Origin of the sequence: Priestia sp. Y58 (assembly GCF_029522095.1) — a bacterium.
Classification (GTDB): domain Bacteria; phylum Bacillota; class Bacilli; order Bacillales; family Bacillaceae_H; genus Priestia; species Priestia megaterium_E.
The window spans coordinates 150,797-172,950 of the sequence record NZ_JAKWFL010000006.1; the positions used below are offsets into that span (position 1 = coordinate 150,797).

General features: G+C 37.9%; 21 protein-coding genes. 3 read left to right on the forward strand and 18 right to left on the reverse strand.

Annotated elements, in window-relative coordinates; translation table 11 throughout:
- Positions 1–45: 45 nt before the first annotated feature.
- The 7 genes from MMB68_RS18830 to ftsE form a co-directional block, all read right to left on the reverse strand.
- On the reverse strand, positions 46–960 hold the full coding sequence (locus tag MMB68_RS18830; RefSeq protein ID WP_277549262.1) for a proline dehydrogenase: 915 nt from the start codon (positions 958–960) through the stop codon (positions 46–48).
- 316 nt (positions 961–1,276) lie between these two features.
- A complete protein-coding gene (locus MMB68_RS18835; RefSeq protein ID WP_013059736.1) occupies positions 1,277–1,501 on the reverse strand; it encodes a DUF2198 family protein in 225 nt (74 codons plus the stop codon).
- 26 nt (positions 1,502–1,527) lie between these two features.
- Positions 1,528–2,718 (reverse strand): PDZ domain-containing protein, encoded by a 1,191-nt coding sequence (locus tag MMB68_RS18840; RefSeq protein ID WP_221785839.1) that lies wholly within the window; start codon positions 2,716–2,718, stop codon positions 1,528–1,530.
- A 162-nt stretch (positions 2,719–2,880) separates the two neighbouring features.
- Positions 2,881–4,320: a S41 family peptidase gene (locus MMB68_RS18845; RefSeq protein ID WP_013059738.1), complete on the reverse strand. Its 1,440-nt coding sequence runs from the start codon at positions 4,318–4,320 to the stop codon at positions 2,881–2,883.
- A gap of 173 nt (positions 4,321–4,493) precedes the next feature.
- On the reverse strand, positions 4,494–5,702 hold the full coding sequence (locus tag MMB68_RS18850) for a murein hydrolase activator EnvC family protein (protein WP_221785840.1): 1,209 nt from the start codon (positions 5,700–5,702) through the stop codon (positions 4,494–4,496).
- Positions 5,703–5,862: 160 nt separating this feature from the next.
- A complete protein-coding gene (gene ftsX / locus MMB68_RS18855) occupies positions 5,863–6,753 on the reverse strand; it encodes a permease-like cell division protein FtsX (RefSeq protein WP_014457813.1) in 891 nt (296 codons plus the stop codon).
- On the reverse strand, positions 6,743–7,429 hold the full coding sequence (gene ftsE, locus MMB68_RS18860; protein ID WP_014457812.1) for a cell division ATP-binding protein FtsE: 687 nt from the start codon (positions 7,427–7,429) through the stop codon (positions 6,743–6,745). Before ftsE ends, ftsX begins: the two co-directional genes overlap by 11 nt.
- 338 nt (positions 7,430–7,767) lie before the next feature.
- Here ftsE and MMB68_RS18865 point away from each other — a divergent pair, with 338 nt between their 5' ends.
- Positions 7,768–8,304 (forward strand): flavodoxin family protein, encoded by a 537-nt coding sequence (locus MMB68_RS18865; protein ID WP_221785841.1) that lies wholly within the window; start codon positions 7,768–7,770, stop codon positions 8,302–8,304.
- Between the two features lie 25 nt (positions 8,305–8,329).
- On the opposite strand, the gene cccB is transcribed toward MMB68_RS18865, so the two are convergent.
- The 6 genes from cccB to secA all read right to left on the reverse strand — a co-directional run bounded on the left by cccB (position 8,330) and on the right by secA (position 15,543).
- Entirely contained in the window at positions 8,330–8,644 is a 315-nt protein-coding gene (gene cccB, locus MMB68_RS18870; protein WP_221785842.1) for a cytochrome c551, read from the reverse strand.
- Between the two features lie 124 nt (positions 8,645–8,768).
- Positions 8,769–9,485: a twin-arginine translocase subunit TatC gene (tatC, locus tag MMB68_RS18875; RefSeq protein ID WP_221785843.1), complete on the reverse strand. Its 717-nt coding sequence runs from the start codon at positions 9,483–9,485 to the stop codon at positions 8,769–8,771.
- Positions 9,486–9,544: 59 nt separating this feature from the next.
- A complete protein-coding gene (locus MMB68_RS18880) occupies positions 9,545–9,763 on the reverse strand; it encodes a twin-arginine translocase TatA/TatE family subunit (protein ID WP_016765885.1) in 219 nt (72 codons plus the stop codon).
- Between the two features lie 26 nt (positions 9,764–9,789).
- Positions 9,790–11,523, reverse strand: coding sequence for an alkaline phosphatase D family protein (locus MMB68_RS18885; RefSeq protein WP_372452300.1), 1,734 nt, complete (start codon positions 11,521–11,523; stop codon positions 9,790–9,792).
- Between the two features lie 305 nt (positions 11,524–11,828).
- Positions 11,829–12,927 (reverse strand): peptide chain release factor 2 gene (gene prfB, locus MMB68_RS18890; RefSeq protein ID WP_115655064.1). Its coding sequence is split into 2 segments (ribosomal slippage): positions 11,829–12,863 and positions 12,865–12,927, totalling 1,098 coding nucleotides; the frame shifts between segments, so codons are not numbered across the junction.
- A 99-nt stretch (positions 12,928–13,026) separates the two neighbouring features.
- The gene (gene secA, locus MMB68_RS18895) at positions 13,027–15,543 is read right to left on the reverse strand and encodes a preprotein translocase subunit SecA (protein ID WP_013059748.1); all 2,517 of its coding nucleotides are present in this window, start codon (positions 15,541–15,543) and stop codon (positions 13,027–13,029) included.
- Between the two features lie 226 nt (positions 15,544–15,769).
- Between secA and MMB68_RS18900 the strand changes: the two genes are divergently transcribed.
- Entirely contained in the window at positions 15,770–16,174 is a 405-nt protein-coding gene (locus MMB68_RS18900) for a GNAT family N-acetyltransferase (protein WP_277549263.1), read from the forward strand.
- Between the two features lie 71 nt (positions 16,175–16,245).
- Here MMB68_RS18900 and hpf read toward each other — a convergent pair whose 3' ends face one another.
- The 5 genes from hpf to MMB68_RS18925 all read right to left on the reverse strand — a co-directional run bounded on the left by hpf (position 16,246) and on the right by MMB68_RS18925 (position 20,425).
- A complete protein-coding gene (hpf, locus tag MMB68_RS18905; protein WP_013059750.1) occupies positions 16,246–16,797 on the reverse strand; it encodes a ribosome hibernation-promoting factor, HPF/YfiA family in 552 nt (183 codons plus the stop codon).
- Positions 16,798–16,986: 189 nt separating this feature from the next.
- On the reverse strand, positions 16,987–17,325 hold the full coding sequence (fliT, locus tag MMB68_RS18910; RefSeq protein WP_221785845.1) for a flagellar protein FliT: 339 nt from the start codon (positions 17,323–17,325) through the stop codon (positions 16,987–16,989).
- 2 nt (positions 17,326–17,327) lie between these two features.
- Positions 17,328–17,729 (reverse strand): flagellar export chaperone FliS, encoded by a 402-nt coding sequence (fliS, locus tag MMB68_RS18915; RefSeq protein WP_216888984.1) that lies wholly within the window; start codon positions 17,727–17,729, stop codon positions 17,328–17,330.
- A 16-nt stretch (positions 17,730–17,745) separates the two neighbouring features.
- Positions 17,746–19,542 (reverse strand): flagellar filament capping protein FliD, encoded by a 1,797-nt coding sequence (gene fliD, locus MMB68_RS18920; RefSeq protein ID WP_221785846.1) that lies wholly within the window; start codon positions 19,540–19,542, stop codon positions 17,746–17,748.
- Between the two features lie 202 nt (positions 19,543–19,744).
- Complete coding sequence (locus MMB68_RS18925; protein ID WP_221785847.1) at positions 19,745–20,425, reverse strand: YpmS family protein; 681 nt, start codon at positions 20,423–20,425, stop codon at positions 19,745–19,747.
- 331 nt (positions 20,426–20,756) lie between these two features.
- Here MMB68_RS18925 and MMB68_RS18930 point away from each other — a divergent pair, with 331 nt between their 5' ends.
- Positions 20,757–22,154 (forward strand): amino acid permease, encoded by a 1,398-nt coding sequence (locus tag MMB68_RS18930; protein WP_013059755.1) that lies wholly within the window; start codon positions 20,757–20,759, stop codon positions 22,152–22,154.

Genomic DNA, 22,154 nt, shown 5'->3' on the forward strand with positions numbered 1-22,154 from the left:
GCTCAGAGTACTTGTGTCGAATTTTTTATGTTTCTTTGACTGAACTTATTTGGAGAAATTTTTTAATACGAACCATACATTGGCAGGGCGTTCGGCTAGGCGTCTCATGAAATACCCAAACCAATCAATGCCGTAAGGAACATAAACCCTTACTTTATATCCTTCTTTTACTAGACGATCCTGCAGCTCTACGCAAATTCCATAAAGCATTTGGAACTCAAATTGGTCATTTGAAATACCATTTTCTCTTACTAATCGTTTTGTGTACTGAATCATTTCTTCATCATGACTTGCTACAGCTGTATAGTGACCATTTAATAAATGCATTTTAATGATTTTTTTATAGTTTTCATCTACGTCTTTCTTTTCTGGAAATGATACTTCTGGTGATTCTTTATAAGCTCCTTTTACTAGACGTAAATTGGCTTGATATTGATGTAAGTCATTCATATCTTGTTCTGTACGATAAAGATACGCTTGAATCACAATTCCAACATTATCGAACTCTTTGCGTAATTCTTTATACATATCAAGGGAGATTTGGCAGTGCAAGTAGTCTTCCATATCAATTCGAACAAAAATATTATTCATTCTGGCCATGTGTAAAATTCTGCGCATATTTTCCATACAAAGCTCTTTGCTAATATCCAACCCTAAAGAAGTCATCTTTAATGATAAATTTGATTGAACTCCCGATTCTGCAATGGCTTCTAGTGTCTGAATGCACATGGCAGTAGACAACCTGGCTTCCTCTTCTGTAAAAACAAATTCTCCTAAATAATCGAGTGTAACAACTTTTCCACTATTGTTAAGCTCCTTAGATGTTTGAATTGCTGATTCGGTTGAGTCTCCAGCAACAAAACGAGCTGCCCCCATCCTCAATCCATACTTTTTAGCTAATTTGTTCATTGAATGATTTTTGCCAAGCGACTGAAACATCGTTCTCATTAATACTTCCATCAATCCTAAACCTCCTTTTATTTTTTAAAATCAAAAAATAAACTAAATTTTCAGATTAATAATTTTATTTTTCTATACCCTTCTCACATTTCTGTACACCTATTTAAATGAATTTATACATAAGTGTTTAAAATATTTCATTCATAAACATATTTGTCTAATTAATTTGATTATACTCGCTCGTTAAATGAACCGGAACAATATTGTTATAAGTTCTAACTCATTTTTTTACATAAAAAAGCTCTCCACGTTGTGCAGAGAGCTTTTGTGTACAGTTTAATAACAAGCGATTAACTTATCATCAAACCAACAATCTTTATTTTCCAGCTGCTAGCATGCTTTTTGCATATATAAAACCGATGGCTGCTGAAAGTAAATCTATTAAAATAATAAGCGGATAATCTGCGTACCCTTTATATACAGAAACAGCTATCAACAAAAGCGTCAGCGCTGTGGCAACATATAAGTTATATGTTACTCTAGCAAACAGAACAAGCAATATGGCGGGTAGAAAAACTGCGGCAATCGTTTTGACTTCCACAAACATTTCTCCTTTTTATCCGTCTTTTAACCAGCTTGTGAATCACGTTTTGTATAATTGTGTACAAACAAAATACCTAGTTCATGATGTTCGTTGTCATACAATGCTCGCTGAGTAAAGCGAACTTCTCCATTTTCGTCAATAACTTCTAGCTTACAAAAAGCACGGTTATTAACTTGTAATGCTTCATAAAATTTATGGACTTCAGATACAGCGATTCCATTTACCTTAATAATCACTTCTCCTACTTTCAAACCCATTTTCTCTGCCGGAGAATGAGGGATGATTCCTAATACAACCAAACCTTGTGTGCGCTTAGTAAATAGTGCGGGCGCTTTTTCATCGCTTCGACGCTGTTGCAAACGAATCGACTCTCTTCCTATGATCGCTAGAATAACAACAGCTACAGCGGCAAGAGGATAAAAAATGGCAGCAATCGTAATGATCGTTAATCCCACGCCTAATGCTAATACACGCTTACCGGTAAATTCAATAGATTTAAACGGCACCATACTTTGAATTCGCTGATAAAAACCGATAGCAAAAGGAACAAAAAACAAGCTAAATGATGTTCCGTCAATAGATAACACAGGCCACCATGGAAACACAGACGTAATGGCGCTGCCTGGAATTAAGACAAAAAGCGGGACTACCCATAATTTTTGAGAGTAATGAGCCCCAATTTCCTGCCCTCTTTTACTTTTCACAATGGCTGGAGACGTACCTTTTGCTCCAAATTTCCAAATTAAATATCCTTCTGCTAATACAAGCAGAGACATTAAAATAGTCAGGGAAGGTAGATCTGCGTTATGGGCTTGCACAGACCACGTTTGAATAAATCCTTCACCGAAACCAGATGCCGGAATAAGCAAGGTTGCAAGCACAGCCAGTCCTACGGTGTAAGAAGGAGAAAGCCATTTAAACGTCCAAGGGCCGCTTATGATAAAAGTTAAAACAGCTACAAGTACAATCATTCCTATAGATACATAGACACCTAGCAACACGGTAACAACGGATAAAATCAACCCAATAATGATACCTGGAAAAAATAAATATTTTGCTTCTAAAATAAAATCAAACACGCGAACATGAAAATTCTGACGCTCTCTCTTGACGCGAGAAAGACCTACAAAAAACGAGACGAGCAGAAATAAATAAGTTAACGGATGTAAAAACAAACGCCCGATACCTTTTAAGAGCTCTAATGCAAAATCCATTTTTTCACCACCTGTATTTTTCACATTTTTATTACAACATTTACGATTGATTGTTATGTATCATAGGCTTCTTTATTTTATCAAAATGCATCACTAACCGACAATGTTGTTTTTACTAAAAAAGTTCCGCGCTTTGGAAAAGCACGGAACTTTTTCTACTTCTTATTGACTAGCTAGCTTTAAAGCCGTTTGAAGCTGACGATCTTCATCTTTTGATTTAATTTTTTCTAGAAGTTTTGTTTGTAAAAGCGCTGCTGTATCTTCATCGATTTCACCTGTAGCTTTTTGCTTATTGGCTTTTTGGAATGCAGTTACAGCTGTTTCTGTCTCTTTACTAAAATATCCGTCTGTACGTCCAGGTTCAAAGCCAAGGCCTTTTAGCATCACTTGAGCATTCTTAACTTGGTCACCTGTCATATCACGTGTTAATGGCTTTTTATCAACTTGAATTGGATTTGCATAATAATAATCCGGCTGCTTGACTTCTACTGTTGGTTTTATACCTTTTTCGTTAATCCAGTTTCCATCAGGCGTTAGCCATTTATAGAACGTTAATTTTAAATTACTGCCGTCTTCCATTGGAACAGCTTGTTGAACCGTTCCTTTTCCATAGGATTTTTCACCAACTAGCTTGTATCCTCCTGCTTCTTTTAATGCCCCGGCAAGAATTTCAGAAGCGGATGCACTTCCTCCATCAATTAAGGCCACAATTGGATAATCCTTTTGCTTTTTCATTGAAGAAACCACTTTTTGACGTTCACCGTTACGATCTTCAATTTGGATATATGGCTTTTTATTCGTTACTAATTTATCAAGCATTTTTTCAACGCTCGTTAAATAGCCACCAGGATTTCCCCGAACGTCTAGAACTAAGCCATCAATATTTTTATTTTCAAGTTTTTTCAACTGTTTCGTAAATTCGTCTCCCGTTGATTCAGAGAATGACGTAATTTCCATGTAGCCAATTTTTTTATTGTTTACATTTTTAACAGAAGAATAGACGGTTTCAATTGGAATCTCATCTCTTACAACTTTTACTTTCATCGTTTCTTTCACGCCCGGTCGTTGAACATCTAATGTCACGGTAGAGCCTTTTTTACCGCGAATTTTTAATACTGCTTCATTCAATTCCAGACCCGCGATACTTTTACCATCGATCTTTAAAATCTGATCATTTGGTTTTAATCCTGCTTTTTCCGCAGGAGATTGTTTAAACGGAGCTACGATTGTTACTTTTCCATCTACCATGCTTACTTCAGCGCCAATTCCCTCAAACGATGAATCAAGAGACTGCGTGAATTGCTGTGCCGTTTTCTTATCCATGTAAGATGAGTGAGGGTCTCCTAAGGTTTGTACCATTCCTTGGATTGCGCCATCTAATAATTTTTTGTCATCTACATCTTTGTAATATTTTGAAGATATCAGTTCATAAGCTTGCTTGATCTTGTCTAGCTCTTCCTTTTCCACTTTACTATCATTTGAAGAAGTTGTAAGGGGGGTACTGACCGTTCCAGCATTTGCATACTGAATGCCAAAATATGTACCTGCTGCTCCAACAACTAAGGAGAGTGCCATTAATAGTGCAACGATTTTCCGATTCAAGTTCTTTCATCCTCCTCAACCTTAAGCCATCTCTTCTTATTATAATAGATACAACCAAAACTATGTAATAAAAAGGATGCATGTGTTATTTGTAGCAAAAGGCACCACACAAATCAAGTGCGATGCCTTTTTGTTAAACTATATGTTGAGCTTGTACCACGTATGCTAGGAACTTAAAATTTAATATAACTTTCAGGGTTTACAGCGGAACTTTTGCCTTTCCAATCGCCTTTATGCAATTCAAAATGCAGGTGAGCACCAAACGAACGTCCTGTGTTCCCTATATAACCTAATTGTTGACCTTTATTGATAGATTGACCGCTTGAGACGCTGTAGCTCTCTAAATGAGCATAAACTGTAACCCACGTCTGACCTTCTACATTGTGACGAATAAATACGGCATTACCAAAAGAAGAAGAATGATATGCTCTAATTACCTTTCCGCTTGCTGCGGCTACAACTGGCACACTTTCTCCTCGCTTTCCAATATCAATACCGTAGTGTCCTCTTCCAAACGTTTCTCGATACCCAAAATGAGATGTTACCGGGCCCTTTGCCGGCCTCATAAACGACCCGCTTGTAACAGGGGGTGCCTCCTCTGTTGCCCCGGCTGTTTCAATTTCTTGCTGTTGAGCTTGTGCTGCATTTTTTTGATCAGCTAAAATAGAAGCTTGCTCTTCTAATCCAACTGCTTCTTCATTAAATTCTTTTTCCTGATCTTTGAGCGTTTGCATGAGCTGATTCTTTTCATCCACTTGTTTTTGCAGCTGCGCACGAAGATTTTTAAGCTCTTCAAGCGCTTGATTTACTTCCGTTAGCTTGTTTTGAACTTTTGTTTCTTTCTCTTCTTTTGCCTTTTTATCGGCTTCATGCTGCATTAACAAATCGCGGTCAGCCCCTACAATTGTCGAAACCGCACTCACTCTGCTAATAAAGTCTCCGAAGCTTTCAGAGCCTAGCAGTACATCTATGTAATCCACAGACCCGCCATTTTCTTGTAAAGCACGAGCACGTTTTTTTAATAGCTCATTTCGTTTTTCAATTCGTTTTTTTACAACGTCAATCTCGCTTTTCAGCTTTTCGATGTCTTGCTTTGCTTTTTCTACTTCAGATTCACGGCTGCGGATATCTGCATTCGTTTGTCCGACCTCTGAATCCAAGCGCGCAATCTCAGCTTCTTCGTTTTTTTGCTTTTCTTGAACCTCTTTTAATTTCTCTTTATTTTGATTAATATTTTGGTTCACATCATCACTTTTTTTCTCTAAATCACTGAGTTTAGTAGTGCTGGCACTTTCTGCATAAGCAATTTTTTCATTACCTATCCAAGCCGCACTTAGTCCAACTAAAACTGCTGCTGTCATTACTAATGTCTTACGTGTCATTTGTTTCTCCCCATCTGCACATATTTCCCCGTATAAACGGGCATTAGCAAGACCCCCATTAGCACTTTTTTCTATTTTTATGTGTAATTACACAACAACCTCACATTTGATAAACATCAAATGTGAGGTTGTTGTAATCTATTATGTTAAAAATCTATTCTTATTTTCGTAAGAACTTACGGATGGATAATGTACTTCCCCACATCCCAATTAGACCGCCGATCACTAGTAATAATAGCGACACTTGAAGCACGAATGGAAAGGCAGGTAAAAGTTCAAAGAATCCATCAAACTTAGGTTGAACTTCATTATATAAAACGCTGTACACACCGATAATAACTGCAATTGGCACAATAGAACCAAGCACTCCTAAAAACAGACCTTCAATAAAGAACGGCCAGCGAATAAAGGAGTTTGTAGCTCCAACTAAGCGCATAATTTCAATCTCTTCACGGCGAGCTACAATCGTAATTTTAATTGTATTTGAAATGAGGAACATCGCTGTAAATAGAAGCCCTAAAATCAGCACTACTCCGATATTACGAGCTACTTTCAGCACTTTAAATAACTTTTCAACTTGATCTTGTCCGTATTGAACTTTTGCTGCATACGGATATTTCTCAATTTGTTTAGCTACTTTTGCGACATCAGTCGGCTCTTTTGTTTTAACAACAAATACATCATTTAATGGGTTTTGCTGTTCAAACGGTTCAAAAGCTTGTCCTTCATCACCCATACTATTAATTAAATCTTTTAACTCTTTATCTTTAGAAGAAAATGTCACCGTATCAACTTGCTTAATTGCATCTAGCTTTTCTTTCATTGCTTTTCGATCATCTGCTGTCGCTGCAGCATCAACGTGAACGCGAATTTCCACATCATTTTCAATCAATTTAGCAATGTGGTTTAAATTCATCATCAACATAAAAAATACGCCTACAAGCAAGAGCGTCACGGTAACAGCACTTGCAGATGCGAATGTCATCCAGCCGTTTCTTCCTAAACTTTTAGATCCTTCACGTAAGTGGCGACCGAATGTCCTAGCCTTCATATCCGTATTCACCTCTTACTTCATCGCGCACAACATTTCCATTTTCAATCGCAATTACGCGCTTTCGAATTGTATTTACAATTTCACGGTTATGCGTTGCCATTAAAATAGTCGTACCGCGTTTATTAATCTCCTCAAAGATATCCATGATTTCCCACGAAGTCTCCGGATCAAGATTCCCTGTCGGTTCGTCGGCGATGACCACCTTAGGACTATTCACAATTGAACGCGCAATAGACACACGCTGCTGCTCGCCTCCAGATAATTCATCAGGGAAAGAATCCATTTTACCCTTTAACTTAACAAGCTCTAGCACCTCTAGCACTCGCTTTTTAATTTCTTCGGGACTTTGCTCAATTACTTCTAGTGCAAAAGCAATATTTTCATAGACCGTTAATTTTGGAAGCAGCTTGAAATCTTGAAAGACTACCCCAATATGACGTCTAAAGATAGGAACTTTGCTATCTTTTATTTTTGCTACATTTGCACCGTTTACAATGATATTTCCTGAAGAAGGCTTTTCTTCACGATACATCATTTTAATAAAAGTGGATTTTCCTGCTCCACTTGGTCCTACGATATAAGCAAACTCACCTTGATTAATCTTGATGCTAATGCCATTGATTGCTTTTACACCGTTCGGATACGTTTTATATACATTTTGCATTTCAATCATAAGTAATCACCTAATCAAGTGTGTTATTTTAATACTATGTAAAACTTGTCAAAATACGACAAAACTCTACAATTCAAACCAAAAATTCGACTCTTCTCACGCGCTTTCTCATTATAACATCACTCTTCGTGAAAATAAGCCTCAAAAATATTACATTTTTATTTCAAATATGACATAAGTAGGATATTTTTAGCAGGGTATGAGAATTTATCCTTATTTTTAATTCTGTTGTTTTTTGCTGTTCATTTTTTACAAATGTCGTTAGACAAAGCACATTCATGTCTACTTTTTTTACAAACAAGGTATGATAGATAAGAAAAACGATGAGGAGAGATAACATGATCACCATTTATGGAAGTTCACGAGAAAACGGAAATACGGAGGAATTAGCTAAAGCAGTCTTAAAGGATATCAATACGGAAGAAGTTTACTTGCGCCGGCACACCATTAACCCCATTACTGATATGCGTCACGATGAACTTGGGTTTACCAATCAACAAGATGATTATTATGATATAGCGAAAAAGATGGCAGCGCACGACACTATTTTATTTGTTACGCCTCTTTACTGGTACGGTATGAGCGGATTAATGAAGAACTTTGTGGATCGTTGGTCTGAAAGTCTTAGAGATTCGACAATCAACTTTAAAGAACAAATGAAAAATAAGCGCGTGTATGTATTAGTAGTGGGGGGCACAGGCGCATCTGTAAAAGCTCTTCCTCTTATTATGCAATTTCAATACATTGTCGATTTTATTGGCTCTTCCTTTAGCGGATACATCATTGGAGAAGCCAATGCACCTGGAGACATAGCAAAAGATGTCAAAGCTCAACAGCAAGCCATTGTCTTAAACCAAGAATTAAAGCAGCTTTAACACAAAAATAAGACGGATACCCGTCTTATTTTTTCTTTGCCAGCCAAGCGGCAACTTTTTTTGCATCTTCTTCATTAATTAGTCCTTTTGGCATACCGCCTTGACCATTGTTAATAATGTTTTCAATTTCAGCTTCTGAGTGCTTGCTGCCTACATGCTGCAAGCTTGGTCCATTCGCTCCTCCTAAATCTACTCCGTGACAGCCTGTACAGTTTTTCTTCACAATGTCTTCTGCACTCGCTGAAGATTTACCAGCAGATTCATTTTTAGAGCTTCCTCCGCCGCACGCGGACAAAACAAGCGCTAGACCGATTGTTAACGTCAGTAATACTTTTTTCAAGCCTTTTCCCCCTTGCTGTAGAGTTTTCACTCTATTATAACCTACTCCAGAATGTTTAAAACACTCTGTTTACAAGGACTTTGTTTCAATTTCATGAATTCTCTCATCACACTTATGTATACGATTAAGCAATTGATTCGTTTCCTAAACGTTTTTTGTATACTACGCGTGAAATTGTCACACTGAGCTCATATAAAAGCAGAAGCGGGACAATGACTAAAATATCCGAAATAAAATCAGGAGGAGTAATAAGTACGGATATCACAATTAAAGCAAAATAAGAGAGCTTCCTTGCTTTAGCTAATCTTAAAGGGTTTAAAACCCCTAAGCGCGTTAAGAATAGAACAACTAAAGGCATTTCAAATAAAAACCCAAACGGTAAACACAGATTAAGCATAAAACGGAAATAATGCTCCGCCGTAAACATTAGTGAAAAATGATCATTCGACAGGCCCATTAAAAATGCTAAAACCATTGGAAATAAAACAAAATAACCGAATCCCAGCCCGCTTACAAACAAAAGAAAAAAGAATGGAATGAAGGTAATCAGAACCTTATATTCTTCCTTTTTTAACCCGGGTGAAACAAACCGAAATACTTGATAAGCAGCTACCGGAAGTGTAAAAGCAAGCGCAAAAACAAATGCAATCACCATATAAATCCATACGATTTCACTTGGTCCAAGTACCGCAAGCTTGCCGTCCAAATCTTTCACTAGCCACTGATAAATATCTTGTACAAATACAAAACTGACAATAAGTAAAACTACAAATGCACAAAGTGTTTTAATAATACGAACACGCAATTCTTCAAGGTGCTCCATCAAGCTCATTTCTCCCATTGTCTTTCTCTCCTTTCTGACAAGTAGAAATAGACGAGTTTCCTCGTCTATTTCCTTACTTACGATGTGGATTCATTCCCTTTTTGTTCAGAAACGGTTGCGGTCTGCTTTTCTTTAACACTTTCATCATCTGATACGAGCCCTTTTGCTGCTCCTTTAAATTCAGTTAATGTTCGTCCAAACGCTCTTCCAACTTCCGGCAGCTTAGACGGTCCAAAAATTATTAAGGCAATGACTAAAATAATAACCAAACCAGGGATTCCAATATTAGAAAACATATTTGACCTCCTTTTTCTTACTCAGTTTACTGCTGGACTTTTTCTTTCTTTTTCAACTCTTGTTTTTCATGTGCTTTCCCGTGTGCCCGCATCCGATCTTCCTCTACTTCCTTAGAAATCTTTAGTCCACGCGGTACGTTATTTACTTCAACTTCCCTCATACCTTTTCCATCTTTTTTGTATTGAAAGGAAGCTCGAGTTGAAATTTCTGCACCAGGCTCTGTTACAAAAGGCACAACGCGATAATCGGCTTGCCACATATCAGGAGTTACCGTACACCTTACATATCCTCTGTAATCATTAAAAAATGTGAGGTGTGGATTTTGACTTAAAATTTTATCCGTATCAGCTCGTTTATCTGCTCCGTTCCCTCCGGAAGTGATGGAGGTGCCGATGAACTCTGCACCAATAATTCTTGAATTAAGGTTAGCAAAATCCGCGTATAAGTTAGAAGCCCAGTTAGCGTGTACATCTCCAGTTAATACAATGACGTTGTCCAACTTTTTCTGTTCAATAAAATCAATGACGCGCTGACGATTCGCCGTATACCCATCCCATGCATCCATGCTGTATGTAGGCTTAGCAGCCGTTCCAAATTTTCTTGGTGCAAAGAAAATTTGTTGAGCCAGTACGTTCCAATGACACGCTGACTTTTCAAGATTAGTAAATAGCCATTTTTCTTGTTCATTCCCCAATAGCGTACGTTTGGGATCAAGAGATTCTGGCGTTTGCGGCTTTGTTCCGTCTCCGTTTGCTTGATCATCTCTGTACTGACGCGTATCCAACACTTGAAAAGAAGCTAGTTTGCCATATGAAAAATCACGATACAATCTCATATCCGTTCCGTGAGGCAAGGATGTTTGACGCAAAGGCATGTGTTCGTAATAAGCTTGATAAGCTGCCGCGCGGCGTTGGATAAATGCTTCTACTGATTGGCCTTTTTCAGGAATTACATTTGCATAATTATTTTCTACTTCATGATCATCCCACGTCACAATCCACGGAAAAGCAGCATGAGCAGACTTCAAATTGGCATCTGACCTGTACTGAGCATGCCTGTTTCGATAGTCTTGCAGCGTTTGAATTTCTGCGCTGCTGTGGGTACGAACGTTTCCGCTTGCAGCCACGTACTCGTTTGGTCCATATTCATAGATGTAATCACCCAAATGAACGACAAAATCTAATTGTTCTTTAACCATATGTTCATAAGCTGTAAAGTACCCATGTTCATATTGCTGACACGAAGCGAATGCAAACGTCATGCTGGCTACTTCTGCATTTGCTGAAGGAAGTGTTTTTGTTTTTCCAACCGGGCTTAACTCATGACCGCTTTTAAATCGATAATAATAAATATGACTCGGCTTTAATCCTTTTACATCAACGTGAACAGAATGAGCAAGTTCAGGTCTAGCCACTTCTGTTCCACGTTTGACAATTCGATGAAAGTCTTCATCTTCGGCAAGCTCCCATTTTACTGGAACGGGTTGATTAGGCATTCCCCCGCCATTCAACGGGTCTGGTGCTAATCTTGTCCAAAGAACAATACTATCTGCTAAAGGATCTCCTGATGCGACGCCTAGAGTGAACGGATAACTTGAAAATTTAGGCGCTGCAGCTGAAACTTCTACTGCATTTAAACCGATAGACTGAGCAATTGTTAAGCCAAGTGATACTCCCGCTACTTTTCCAGCTCCTTGTAAAAAACGCCGTCTATCAAATCCTTTACGCGAAGAAAAGCTATTCTGTTTCACTTGCTCTATTAATTCGTTTAACGATTTATTTTCCACTGCACATGCCCCTTCCTAATGATTTAACTCAAATTATAAATTCTGTTTGTAAAAGGGGTATAAAGGATTGTAAAGAAGCTCTTATCGCAAAACAGGTATTTTTAACCATTTTATTTCATTGACAAAATAAGCGAACTGACGACAGTAACCTTTAAATTTCTGTATTTTCTTAATTTTCTTTTTAACAATAGTTCTTTACGCTCGTTTTTCTTCATCCAAATTTTACAAAGTCCTAACAACTAAAAAAAGGCAGCATACCTAAGTATGCTGCCTTTTGATTAAATATGAGAACGTAAATACGCATCGATAAACGGATCTAGATCTCCATCCATTACGCTTTGCGTGTTTCCGACTTCCGTATTTGTGCGGTGATCTTTTACTAATGAATACGGATGGAATACGTACGAACGAATTTGACTTCCCCATCCAATATCTTTTTGTTCTCCGCGAATTTCAGCTAGCTGTTCTTGCTGCTTTTCAATTTCTAATTGATACAACTTAGATTTTAACATCTTCATTGCTTGCTCACGGTTTTTAATTTGTGAACGTTCCGTCTGACAAGATACGACTACATTAGTTGGGAGGTGAGTAATACGAACAGCTGAATCTGTTGTATTGATATGCTGACCTCCGGCACCGCTTGCACGATACGTATCAACCTTCAAATCTTCCGTACGAATATCAATTGAAATTTCATCGTTAAATTCCGGCATTATGTCGCACGATACGAATGACGTATGGCGACGGCCTGATGAATCAAACGGAGAAATACGAACGAGACGATGAACGCCTTTTTCAGCTTTTAAATACCCGTACGCATTATGACCTTTAATTAAAAGCGTTACACTTTTAATACCAGCTTCATCTCCAGGTAAGTAATCAAGCGTTTCTACTTTGAAACCTTTTTTCTCCGCCCAGCGCGTATACATACGTAGTAACATTGAACCCCAATCCTGTGATTCTGTTCCACCAGCACCTGGGTGCAGTTCTAAAATGGCATTATTTTTATCATAAGGCTCGCTTAAAAGCAGCTGTAATTCAAAGTCATTCATGCCTGATATAAGCTCTTTTAATTCACTAACTAGTTCTTCTGCTAAATCTTCATCGTATTCTTCTTTTACAAGTTCATAAGACACTTGTAAATTTTCATATGTTTCATCCAAGTGGTTAAATTGATTTACTGCATCTTTCAAACCATTGGCTTCATTAATAACAGTCTGAGCTGCCTGCTGGTCATTCCAAAAATTTGGATCAGCCATAGTCTCATCTAATTCATCGATACGAGCTTGTTTTGTATCGAGGTCAAAGAGACCCCCTAAAGTCCGCTAATCGCTTAGCTGTTTTGTCAAGTTCTTGCTTAATTTCTACTAAATCCATGAGTTGAACACCTCTATTTTATTTTTGACGCACAGGAAGGAAATGAGAAGACTCATTTCCTTCCTGTACTAGTTCATTCTATACTAATTGACTCTTACTTTATGATTCTTTACCGCAGCAGTTTTTATACTTTTTGCCACTTCCGCAGATACAAGGATCATTTCGGCCAACTTCTATCGCATTTACTTTTGGCTTCTTCTTAGCCGGCGCGTCTCCTTCTTTTGGATGAACAGCCGCCTGACCTTGCGCTACTTCTTGACGCTCAAGGTTGTTGTTAATTTCTGCTTTCATGATATACTTCGTCACTTCTTCTTCAATGGTTGCAATCATATTTTCAAACATCGCAAAACCTTCCATTTGATATTCGCGAAGAGGATCTGTTTGGCCGTACGCACGAAGGTGGATACCTTGGCGAAGCTGATCCATCGTATCAATATGATCCATCCATTTAGAATCAACTGCTCTAAGAACAACAACTTTTTCAAATTCACGCATTTGTTCCTCAGGGAGCTGCTCTTCTTTTTCATTATAACGAGCTTTTGCATGATCTACCAGCAGTTCTACCATTTCTTCAGGCTCTTTACGGCGAAGATCTTCTTCTGTAACTTCGCCTTCCTCAAGAACATTAGCATTTACGTAATCAATAATCGCTTGTAAATTCCATTCTTCTTCTAATTCTTCACGCGGTGTGTTTACTTCAACCACACGCTGTAGCGTTGATTCAATCATACGTTCTACAATCGCACGCAGATTGTCTGAATCAAGCACTTCAAAGCGCTGTTTGTAAATAACTTCACGCTGTTGACGAAGCACGTCATCATATTGAAGCAATTGTTTACGCGCATCAAAGTTATTACCTTCAACACGTTTTTGAGCGGATTCAACAGCTCTTGTTACAATTTTACTTTGAATTGGCTGTGAGTCATCCATACCAAGACGATCCATCATTGCCATCATATTATCTGAACCAAATCGGCGCATTAATTCATCTTCCATGGATAGATAGAATTGAGATACCCCTGGATCCCCTTGACGTCCGGCACGTCCGCGGAGCTGATTATCAATACGGCGTGATTCATGACGCTCTGTACCAATTACAGCAAGACCGCCAGCTTCAACGACACCTTCACCTAGTTTAATATCCGTACCACGACCGGCCATATTTGTTGCGATTGTTACCGCACCTTTGTGACCCGCATTCTCGATAATATCCGCTTCACGCTCATGCTGTTTTGCATTTAACACGTGATGGCGAATGCCTTTTTTCTTTAATAACGCTGATAAAACTTCAGATGTTTCGATCGCAACTGTACCAACAAGAACAGGCTGTCCTTTTGCGTGGCGCTCGGCAATATCTTCTACTACCGCATTAAACTTGCCTTCCATTGACTTATAAATTAAATCTGCTTTATCATCACGTGAAATTGGCTTGTTTGTCGGAATAACAACAACGTGCATATTGTAAATATTACGGAATTCTTCTTCTTCCGTTTTAGCTGTACCCGTCATACCTGATAATTTTTCATACATACGGAAGTAGTTTTGGAATGTGATCGTAGCTAACGTCATGCTTTCATTTTGAATCTCAACATTCTCTTTAGCTTCGATAGCTTGATGCAAGCCGTCGCTAAAACGTCTTCCTTTCATTAAACGACCAGTAAATTGGTCAACGATTACCACTTGATCTTCATCAATTACATAATCCACATCATTTTGCATCGTTACATGTGCTTTGAGCGCTTGATTGATGTGATGGTTTAGCGCTACGTGTGAAATATCAAATAAGTTTTCAATGCCAAATGCGCGCTCTGCTTTTGACATACCTTCTTCGGTTAGCTGAACGCTTTTTGTTTTGATATCAAAAGTAAAATCGGTTTCTTTATCAAGCGTGCGAACGAATGCATTAGCTTGAATATAAAGAGCAGTCGATTTCTGCGCGCTGCCGGATATAATAAGCGGCGTACGTGCTTCATCAATTAAGATAGAGTCAACTTCATCAATTACAGCAAAATGAAGCGGACGTTGAACCATTTGTTCTTTGTAAAGCACCATGTTATCACGTAAATAGTCAAATCCTAGTTCATTATTTGTACTATACGTAATATCCGCGGCATATGCTTCTTGTTTTTCTTCACGCGTTAAATGGTTTAAGTTTAATCCTACTTTCAAGCCTAGGAATTCATATAAACGACCCATTTCACTAGCGTCACGGCTTGCTAAGTATTCATTGACTGTTACTACATGTACACCTTTTCCTGTAATAGCATTTAAGTATACAGGCATAGTAGCTGTCAACGTTTTACCTTCACCCGTTTTCATTTCCGAGATATTCCCTTCATGCAGAGAAATACCTCCCATTAGCTGAACTTTGTACGGATACATGCCTAACACACGTTTCGCCGCTTCACGTACAACCGCAAAAGCTTCATCTAATAGGTTATCGAGCGATTCGCCATTTTGGTAGCGTTGTTGAAATTCAGCTGTTTTTTCACGAAGCTGATCGTCAGTTAAAGACGCTATTTCAGGACCTAACGCATCAATTTGGTCTGCCATTTTTTCTAAACGGCCGATTTGGCGTTGATTGCCGTCAAACACTTTTTTAAATAATCCAAGCATATTAAAACGCTCCTCTATTTATAATCAGTACATTTTATACTATTTTCATTCATATCTGTATCTTTCATTATAAAACATTCTGAGTAAAATTGTAACATTGCAGCTAAACAAGTAGCAACTTGTACCCTTTTTCGTCTGTCTCTTTGCGAGTACTACTCTATTAACGAGTTATTTTCTATTGTGATTCCCCCTTCCTCACTCTTACAATAGAAAAGGGGAATGTAGAATAAACGTTCAATCAATTACAAAAGAACAAGCTTGGGAATTCCGACATACCGTCATGTGGCCTGATAAAGATTTCAGTTATATTCAGCTGAAAGATGATCCATCAGGCATTCACTATGGACTGTTTGAAGAAGGAGAGTTAAAATCAGTTGTTTCCTTATTTATAACAGGTGATGAAGCTCAATTTCGAAAATTTGCTACTCTCAAGGAAGAACAAGGAAAAGGATATGGCAGTCGTCTATTAGAGGAAGTTTTTCTCAAAGCCAAGAACCTTGGGGTACGAAAGATCTGGTGTAACGCACGAGAAAATAAAGTCTCTTTTTATCAGGCGTTCAACGTGAAAAAAACGGCGCGTGTATTCACCAAATCTTCTACGTGCTATGTAGTCATGGAACTATTTTTTTAAGCAGCTAAAAAGCAGCGTGCGGAGGCACGCTGCTTTTTCTTTACTTCTCTTGTTTAAGAGAGCCTATAGTCTTAGTTTGGTTCAATCAATCCATATCGTCCATCTTTTCTTCGGTACACAACGTTCGTAATATTTGTTTCAGCATTTGTAAATACAAAGAAACTATGTCCTAACATATTCATTTGCAAAATAGCCTCTTCGCTATCCATTGGTTTTAAATTAAATCGTTTTGTACGAACTAGCTCTAATTCATCTTCTTCAGTTGCAACAGCTACGTTCGCTTCGCTTTCTAATGCTGCGAACAGATACTTCTCAGCGCCTTTTTCACGCATTTTTCGATTTACTTTTGTTTTATGTTTACGAATTTGACGCTCTAATTTATCTAGGACAAGATCGACAGCTGCGTATAAATCACTGTGTGTCTCTTCAGCTCTCAATACGAGATCATTCATTGGGATTGTGACTTCTATTTTTTGATCGTTATTGTAGACTTTTAAGTTTACATTTACGTCAGCAGTTGGTGTTTCGTCGAAATAACGCTCTAACTTACCAAGCTTTTTCTCTACGTATTCCCTAATTGCTGGAGTCACCTCAATGTTTTCACCGCGAATGTTATACATCATGTTCGAACTCCTCCTTTAATCCATTGCTATACCTCTACATTTCTACAATACCCGACACAATCCCTTCCTAAACTATTAAAATTTTTAGAAAATTTAGTGAAAATTTTTGGAACCTGAGAAAAGTTTATGAAAAAACCAAAAAAATAGACCTTCTTCATAAGAAGAAGGGTTGTATTTTTTTACACAAAATTAATTTTTTTTATCGTAAAACATCCCGTCAAACGTTTTTGTTTCGTAAGGGTTTACATAGCTGTTATTATGCTTTTTTTTCGCTTTTAACAAACGGAGATCTACCATAATTTGATGCCGAATTAAGATCAGCTTTTGATCAATTTCCTTATTCATTTCGACAATTTTCTTACCCATCGATTCATTATCCCTACTTTTTGGCGGCAGTTTCTCTATGAGGTCACTTCTTTTTAATAGAAGATACTCTAACTTTTGAATACCTTCTTCTCGATTTTTGTCAGAAAATGTTTGAATAAGCCGATAAATCTCATCCGTTAGCTGATATAGGTCGTTAATCATATTTATGCTTGACCGCCGCTTCCATGGACTTGCTGGCGGTGAAGCTGCACAACTTGCTTCCATGTATCGCGAAATTCTGTTACATATTGTTCGGCTTCATCCAAGCTTGCTGTGTCATTTTTTGTATTTGCTTCAATTAAACACTGGTTAATATAGTCATACATAGTCATCATAGACTTAGCAACTTGCACGTTTGTATCAAGGGTAATCATTAATTCTTGAATAATATTTTGTGCTTTTAACAGATTCGTATTTTTCAGCTCAATATTTTTTTCCTGTATGCCTGTTCGTGCAAGCTTAATAAATTTTAAACATCCGTTATACAGCATAAGCGTTAACTCTCCTGGGGAAGCAGTCTGAACAGCTCCTTGCTGATACGCTTGATACGGATTATTTGCTGCCATAAACGTTCACTCCTTCTTAACTAAAATATTGCGATAACTGCGCGCTTTGAGCATTTGCATTTTGAATGGCTTTTTCCATTGCTGTAAACTGACGATAATACCGGTCCTCTACCTGTGTGAGCCTGCTTTCAAAACTAGTGATTTGGCTGTTTACGCTTTTTAAATTCCGCCCCAGCAAAAATTGTTCACTTGTCCATGTTGAACGGCCAGCGCGCTGCTCAACTTTGGATACGGTTTGAGTAATCGTATCTCGTAAACGTCGTACAATCCCTTTTTCACTTGTTGTACTTCCACTTTTCATAAATAAGTCCATGACAGACTGCGGATCTTTTTCAATTGCTTCTTTTAATTTAGTCCCGTCACCTTCTATTACTAGCTTGCCTCGATCGCTATAGTTTGCACTAGTTGAAATACCGATGTCGGTTAGCTGCGAAAATGCTCCGCTCACTCCTGATACAGAGGCATACCAGTTAGAACGCATTTGGTTTAGACCGCTTGATAAAATTGAGTCTCCTTTTAACAAACCGCTTTTCGCCTTATCATCCCACTGCTCAGCTTGTTTATCCGTTAGTTTTTCTCTTTCTTCATCAGTCAAAGGCTGATAGTTCCGGTCTCTTTCTTCCGTAATCTTTCCGTTAATCTTTTCAATTAGTTCATTGTATTTGGTCACAAAATCTTTAATTGTATCAAATACTTTCTGCGTATCATTGCTTACGTTAACGCGCACATCTCCTGTAAAATTGTTTTGGAGAGTATAGGTAACGCCTCCCGTTGTAAATGTATTGGACTTACGAGTTGTTTCTAGACCGTTTAGCGTAAATTTTGCATCTGTTCCGCCGGTTTCTTTTTGAGTATTTAATTTTAAGAAACTTGTTAAAAACTCTCCTGAGAACACCATCTTTTGACCGCCTGCACCACCGGTTTTTGACAAATCTCCTGTGTCTTTGCGAGTAAAGACAACTTTATCTGTTCCTTCATCGTAAAAGGCTGAAATACCTACTTTTGAATTACTAAGTTGGGTCAAAACAGTATTTAATGACGCTGAACCATCAAATTCAAATGACATACTGCCGTCTTCCTTATCTCCTGTTGCTTTTCCATTGCTGTCATACGTTGTAATAGAAAACTGGAGGACATTTTGCTTATACGTAAATCCTTGAACAGTGCTACCGTTTGCTAACGTGGAACCGAATGTCATTTCGCCCGTATTCATATTAACGAATACATCATTCTCTCCTATTAAAGTAGGATCGCCTGTAGTTTTTATATTAAATTCTTGAGAAGATTCCCCATTTTTCACTTGAATAGAAGAAGGCAGGCTTCCCTCAAAAATGGCTCCTTTGGATAACTTGGCAGTCTTTGTATCAGCACTTATTGTAATATCAGGTTGCTTGACCTCTTTTCCACTCCACGCACTGCCAAGCAAGGTTTTTTGCTCCCATAAACTTTTAGTAGGGTCAATAGTGCCTTCTGAAATTTTCCCACTACTGATATTTTGCGCAGCAGTCGCCATTGTCACGTTTGAAAGAGTATAAGAGGCATTTGCTGCTGAGGAAGTAGCTGCTGCTTTTACTTTCGTTTCATCTGCTGAAGATACTGTTTTAGACGAATAAGAAGACTGCAAGGTCATATTAAAAGCAAGATTATTAAATTCTGATAACAGCAAATTCATAGAGCGATAATCATCTCGCTGCCACTCTAACGTTTGCTTTTGTTTTTTCATTTTATCAATAGGCATACGTTCAGCCTTCATTAAATCACTGACGATTTGATCAATATCCATTCCGCTTGCTAACCCACTTACTCTTACCACTTACCATCACCACCGTTTTTTTATTCATCTATTCATCAACTGTTAGCCATAAAATATGAGTACATTTTTTCGAATTTCCTTATTCGTTCATAGGTTCAACACTTCTCTATTTTGTATCGGTAAAACAAACATTTTTTTCATAGGTCAAATGGTGTAAGATAGAAAAAGCTCACTTATTTTTCTACAATAAGTGAGCTTTTTATTATTGGCCAAACAAGTTCAATTTCTGGGATAAATTCCTTTGAATATCCTTAGGAATAAGGTATGGTGCTAGATTTATAATATCTCGTAACGAATCAATGGTTACAGAGGCAGATAAATTTATATATTCATCCGTTGTATCTGCTTGCTCAAACGAAATGGAATCTGGCAAATTATTGAGCAGAGTAATTTCATTCATTTCTTTATCGACCGTGACATCAGAAGCCTTATTAATATTTAAGCGATCCCATACAAGAGACATCGGAATCGGCATTCTTCCTAGATGCACGCTATTCACCTTTAAAACAAGCTTTCCATTTTCGGCATTTGGTGTTACGTCAACTACAAACTGTGATTCCATAAAAGATACTACATGTTTATTAATATAAAATTTTATATGTTCTGGAAGCAACTCGGCTTCTGCTCCGTCAACCGTTTCATCATTTTCGTAAAGGTAGCTGCGCAAATAATCATTAACATCGCTCTCGCTTAATCGGTACCCTAAAATAGGAGAGCCTCCGTTCAGTTCTAGCGACGTCGCATGAGCGGACTTTTCTTGTGCCAGTGAAGATAATGAAGCAGTCTGATCAAGTTTTTCAATATTTCTGACTGGACTAATGAAAAAATACAACCCAACTAAAAGGATAATAAATAGAAAAATAACAGCTATAAATTTTCTCAAACACACGCACCCTCTCAAACATTCTTATTGGAATATAATACCGATTTCTCTTTTATCATACAAGATAAATAAGATGTATGTCGAAAACTTGTATAAAATGTACGTATATACCCGACATCCCAAATGGTGAATAAGTCTATAGTGAATAAAACGAGTCTTTTCCGACTCAAAATGCGTCAATTTTAGTAACTTAAAGTCGATTTTTATAGGAATTTGATAATTGGCATACTTCTTGCTTATTATAAAGGTAAGGGGAGGAATTTCTATTTATATTTTCAGAATTTACTTTATTTTCTAATAGTCTTTCGATAATTTTAAAGGAGTGAATACGATGGGAAACAAAACAGAATCACACGGAAAGTTAAAGCAACGTCACGTTTCCATGATTTCCATTGCAGGTATTATCGGAGCCGGCTTGTTTGTAGGAAGCGGATCCGTTATTAACGCAACAGGCCCAGCAGCAGTAGTTTCATATGCAGCAGCCGGACTGCTAGTCGTTCTATTGATGCGTATGCTCGGTGAAATGGCTATGGTAAACCCAGATAAAGGCTCATTTGCAACATATGCTCAGCAAGGAATTGGCGCGTGGGCAGGTTATGCTGTTGGATGGCTTTACTGGTTTTTCTGGCTAATTGTCATTGCGATTGAAGCCACTGCAGGAGGAGCAATTGTTCATGAATGGCTCCCTTCCGTACCAATTTGGCTTTTAAGCTTAATTTTAACCTTTGCATTAACTTTAACAAACTTGTTCTCTGTCAAATCATTTGGAGAATTTGAATATTGGTTTGCTATGATTAAAATTGTGGCAATCGTTGCCTTTATGGGAATCGGTTTAGCTATTATTTTCGGATTGATCCCAGGTACATCTTCACCTGGTCTAGCTAATTTAACGGGCCACGGAGGCTTTATGCCAAAAGGTACGAACTCTATCTTTTTAGGAGTTATTACCGTTATTTTCTCTTATTTTGGAGCTGAAATTGCGGCTATTGCAGCTAGTGAATCAGAAAATCCAGCAAAAGCTATCACAACTGCTATTCGCAGTGTCGTATGGCGAATTTTAATTTTCTATATTGGTTCAGTTGCTATTTTAGTAACTCTTTTACCTTGGAACTCAGCTGATTTACTAAAAAGTCCATATGTAACAATGTTAGAAATGGTCAATATTCCAGCAGCTGCACAAATTATGAATTTAGTCGTATTAGTATCCGTTTTGTCTTGCTTGAACTCTGCTTTGTATACGAACTCACGAATGATTTTATCATTAGCTCAAAAAGGACAAGCTCCTCGCGCTTTAGCAAAAGTAAGCAAATCAGGCGTGCCGGCAAGAGCCGTATGGATTAGCACAGCTGCTGCATATGTATGTGCTATCTTTAGCTTCGTTTCGCCGGATAAACTCTTTTTATTCTTAGTTAATGCATCAGGAGCCATTGCTCTTATTGTGTACTTAGCTATCGCTATTTCTCATTTACGCCTGCGCAAGAAAATGAATCGAGCAAACCAGCCAATTAAAGGGATGAAAATGTGGTTGTTCCCGTATTTAACATACGTAACAATTGCTGTTATTACCGTAATCTTCTTATCAATGGCATTTATCGATTCGATGCGCTCACAGTTTTTCTTAACTCTTGGATTAACCGCTGTGGTTCTTCTTTCATACTCGTTCATCAAAAAAACAAACAACAAGCGACCTGACGATCAATTTTCCGAGTCAGAAAATATTGCAAAATAA

Coding starts and splice junctions, on each gene's coding strand:
- hpf (WP_013059750.1), bottom strand. CDS start 16,797: ATGATGTATAACATTCGCGGTGAAAACATTGAGGTGACTCCAGCAATT.
- fliT (WP_221785845.1), bottom strand. CDS start 17,325: ATGATTAACGACCTATATCAGCTAACGGATGAGATTTATCGGCTTATT.
- fliS (WP_216888984.1), bottom strand. CDS start 17,729: ATGGCAGCAAATAATCCGTATCAAGCGTATCAGCAAGGAGCTGTTCAG.
- MMB68_RS18830 (WP_277549262.1), bottom strand. CDS start 960: ATGGAAGTATTAATGAGAACGATGTTTCAGTCGCTTGGCAAAAATCAT.
- MMB68_RS18930 (WP_013059755.1), top strand. CDS start 20,757: ATGGGAAACAAAACAGAATCACACGGAAAGTTAAAGCAACGTCACGTT.
- ftsX (WP_014457813.1), bottom strand. CDS start 6,753: ATGAAGGCTAGGACATTCGGTCGCCACTTACGTGAAGGATCTAAAAGT.
- MMB68_RS18880 (WP_016765885.1), bottom strand. CDS start 9,763: ATGTTTTCTAATATTGGAATCCCTGGTTTGGTTATTATTTTAGTCATT.
- ftsE (WP_014457812.1), bottom strand. CDS start 7,429: ATGATTGAAATGCAAAATGTATATAAAACGTATCCGAACGGTGTAAAA.
- secA (WP_013059748.1), bottom strand. CDS start 15,543: ATGCTTGGATTATTTAAAAAAGTGTTTGACGGCAATCAACGCCAAATC.
- MMB68_RS18840 (WP_221785839.1), bottom strand. CDS start 2,718: ATGGATTTTGCATTAGAGCTCTTAAAAGGTATCGGGCGTTTGTTTTTA.
- tatC (WP_221785843.1), bottom strand. CDS start 9,485: ATGGGAGAAATGAGCTTGATGGAGCACCTTGAAGAATTGCGTGTTCGT.
- MMB68_RS18865 (WP_221785841.1), top strand. CDS start 7,768: ATGATCACCATTTATGGAAGTTCACGAGAAAACGGAAATACGGAGGAA.
- MMB68_RS18850 (WP_221785840.1), bottom strand. CDS start 5,702: ATGACACGTAAGACATTAGTAATGACAGCAGCAGTTTTAGTTGGACTA.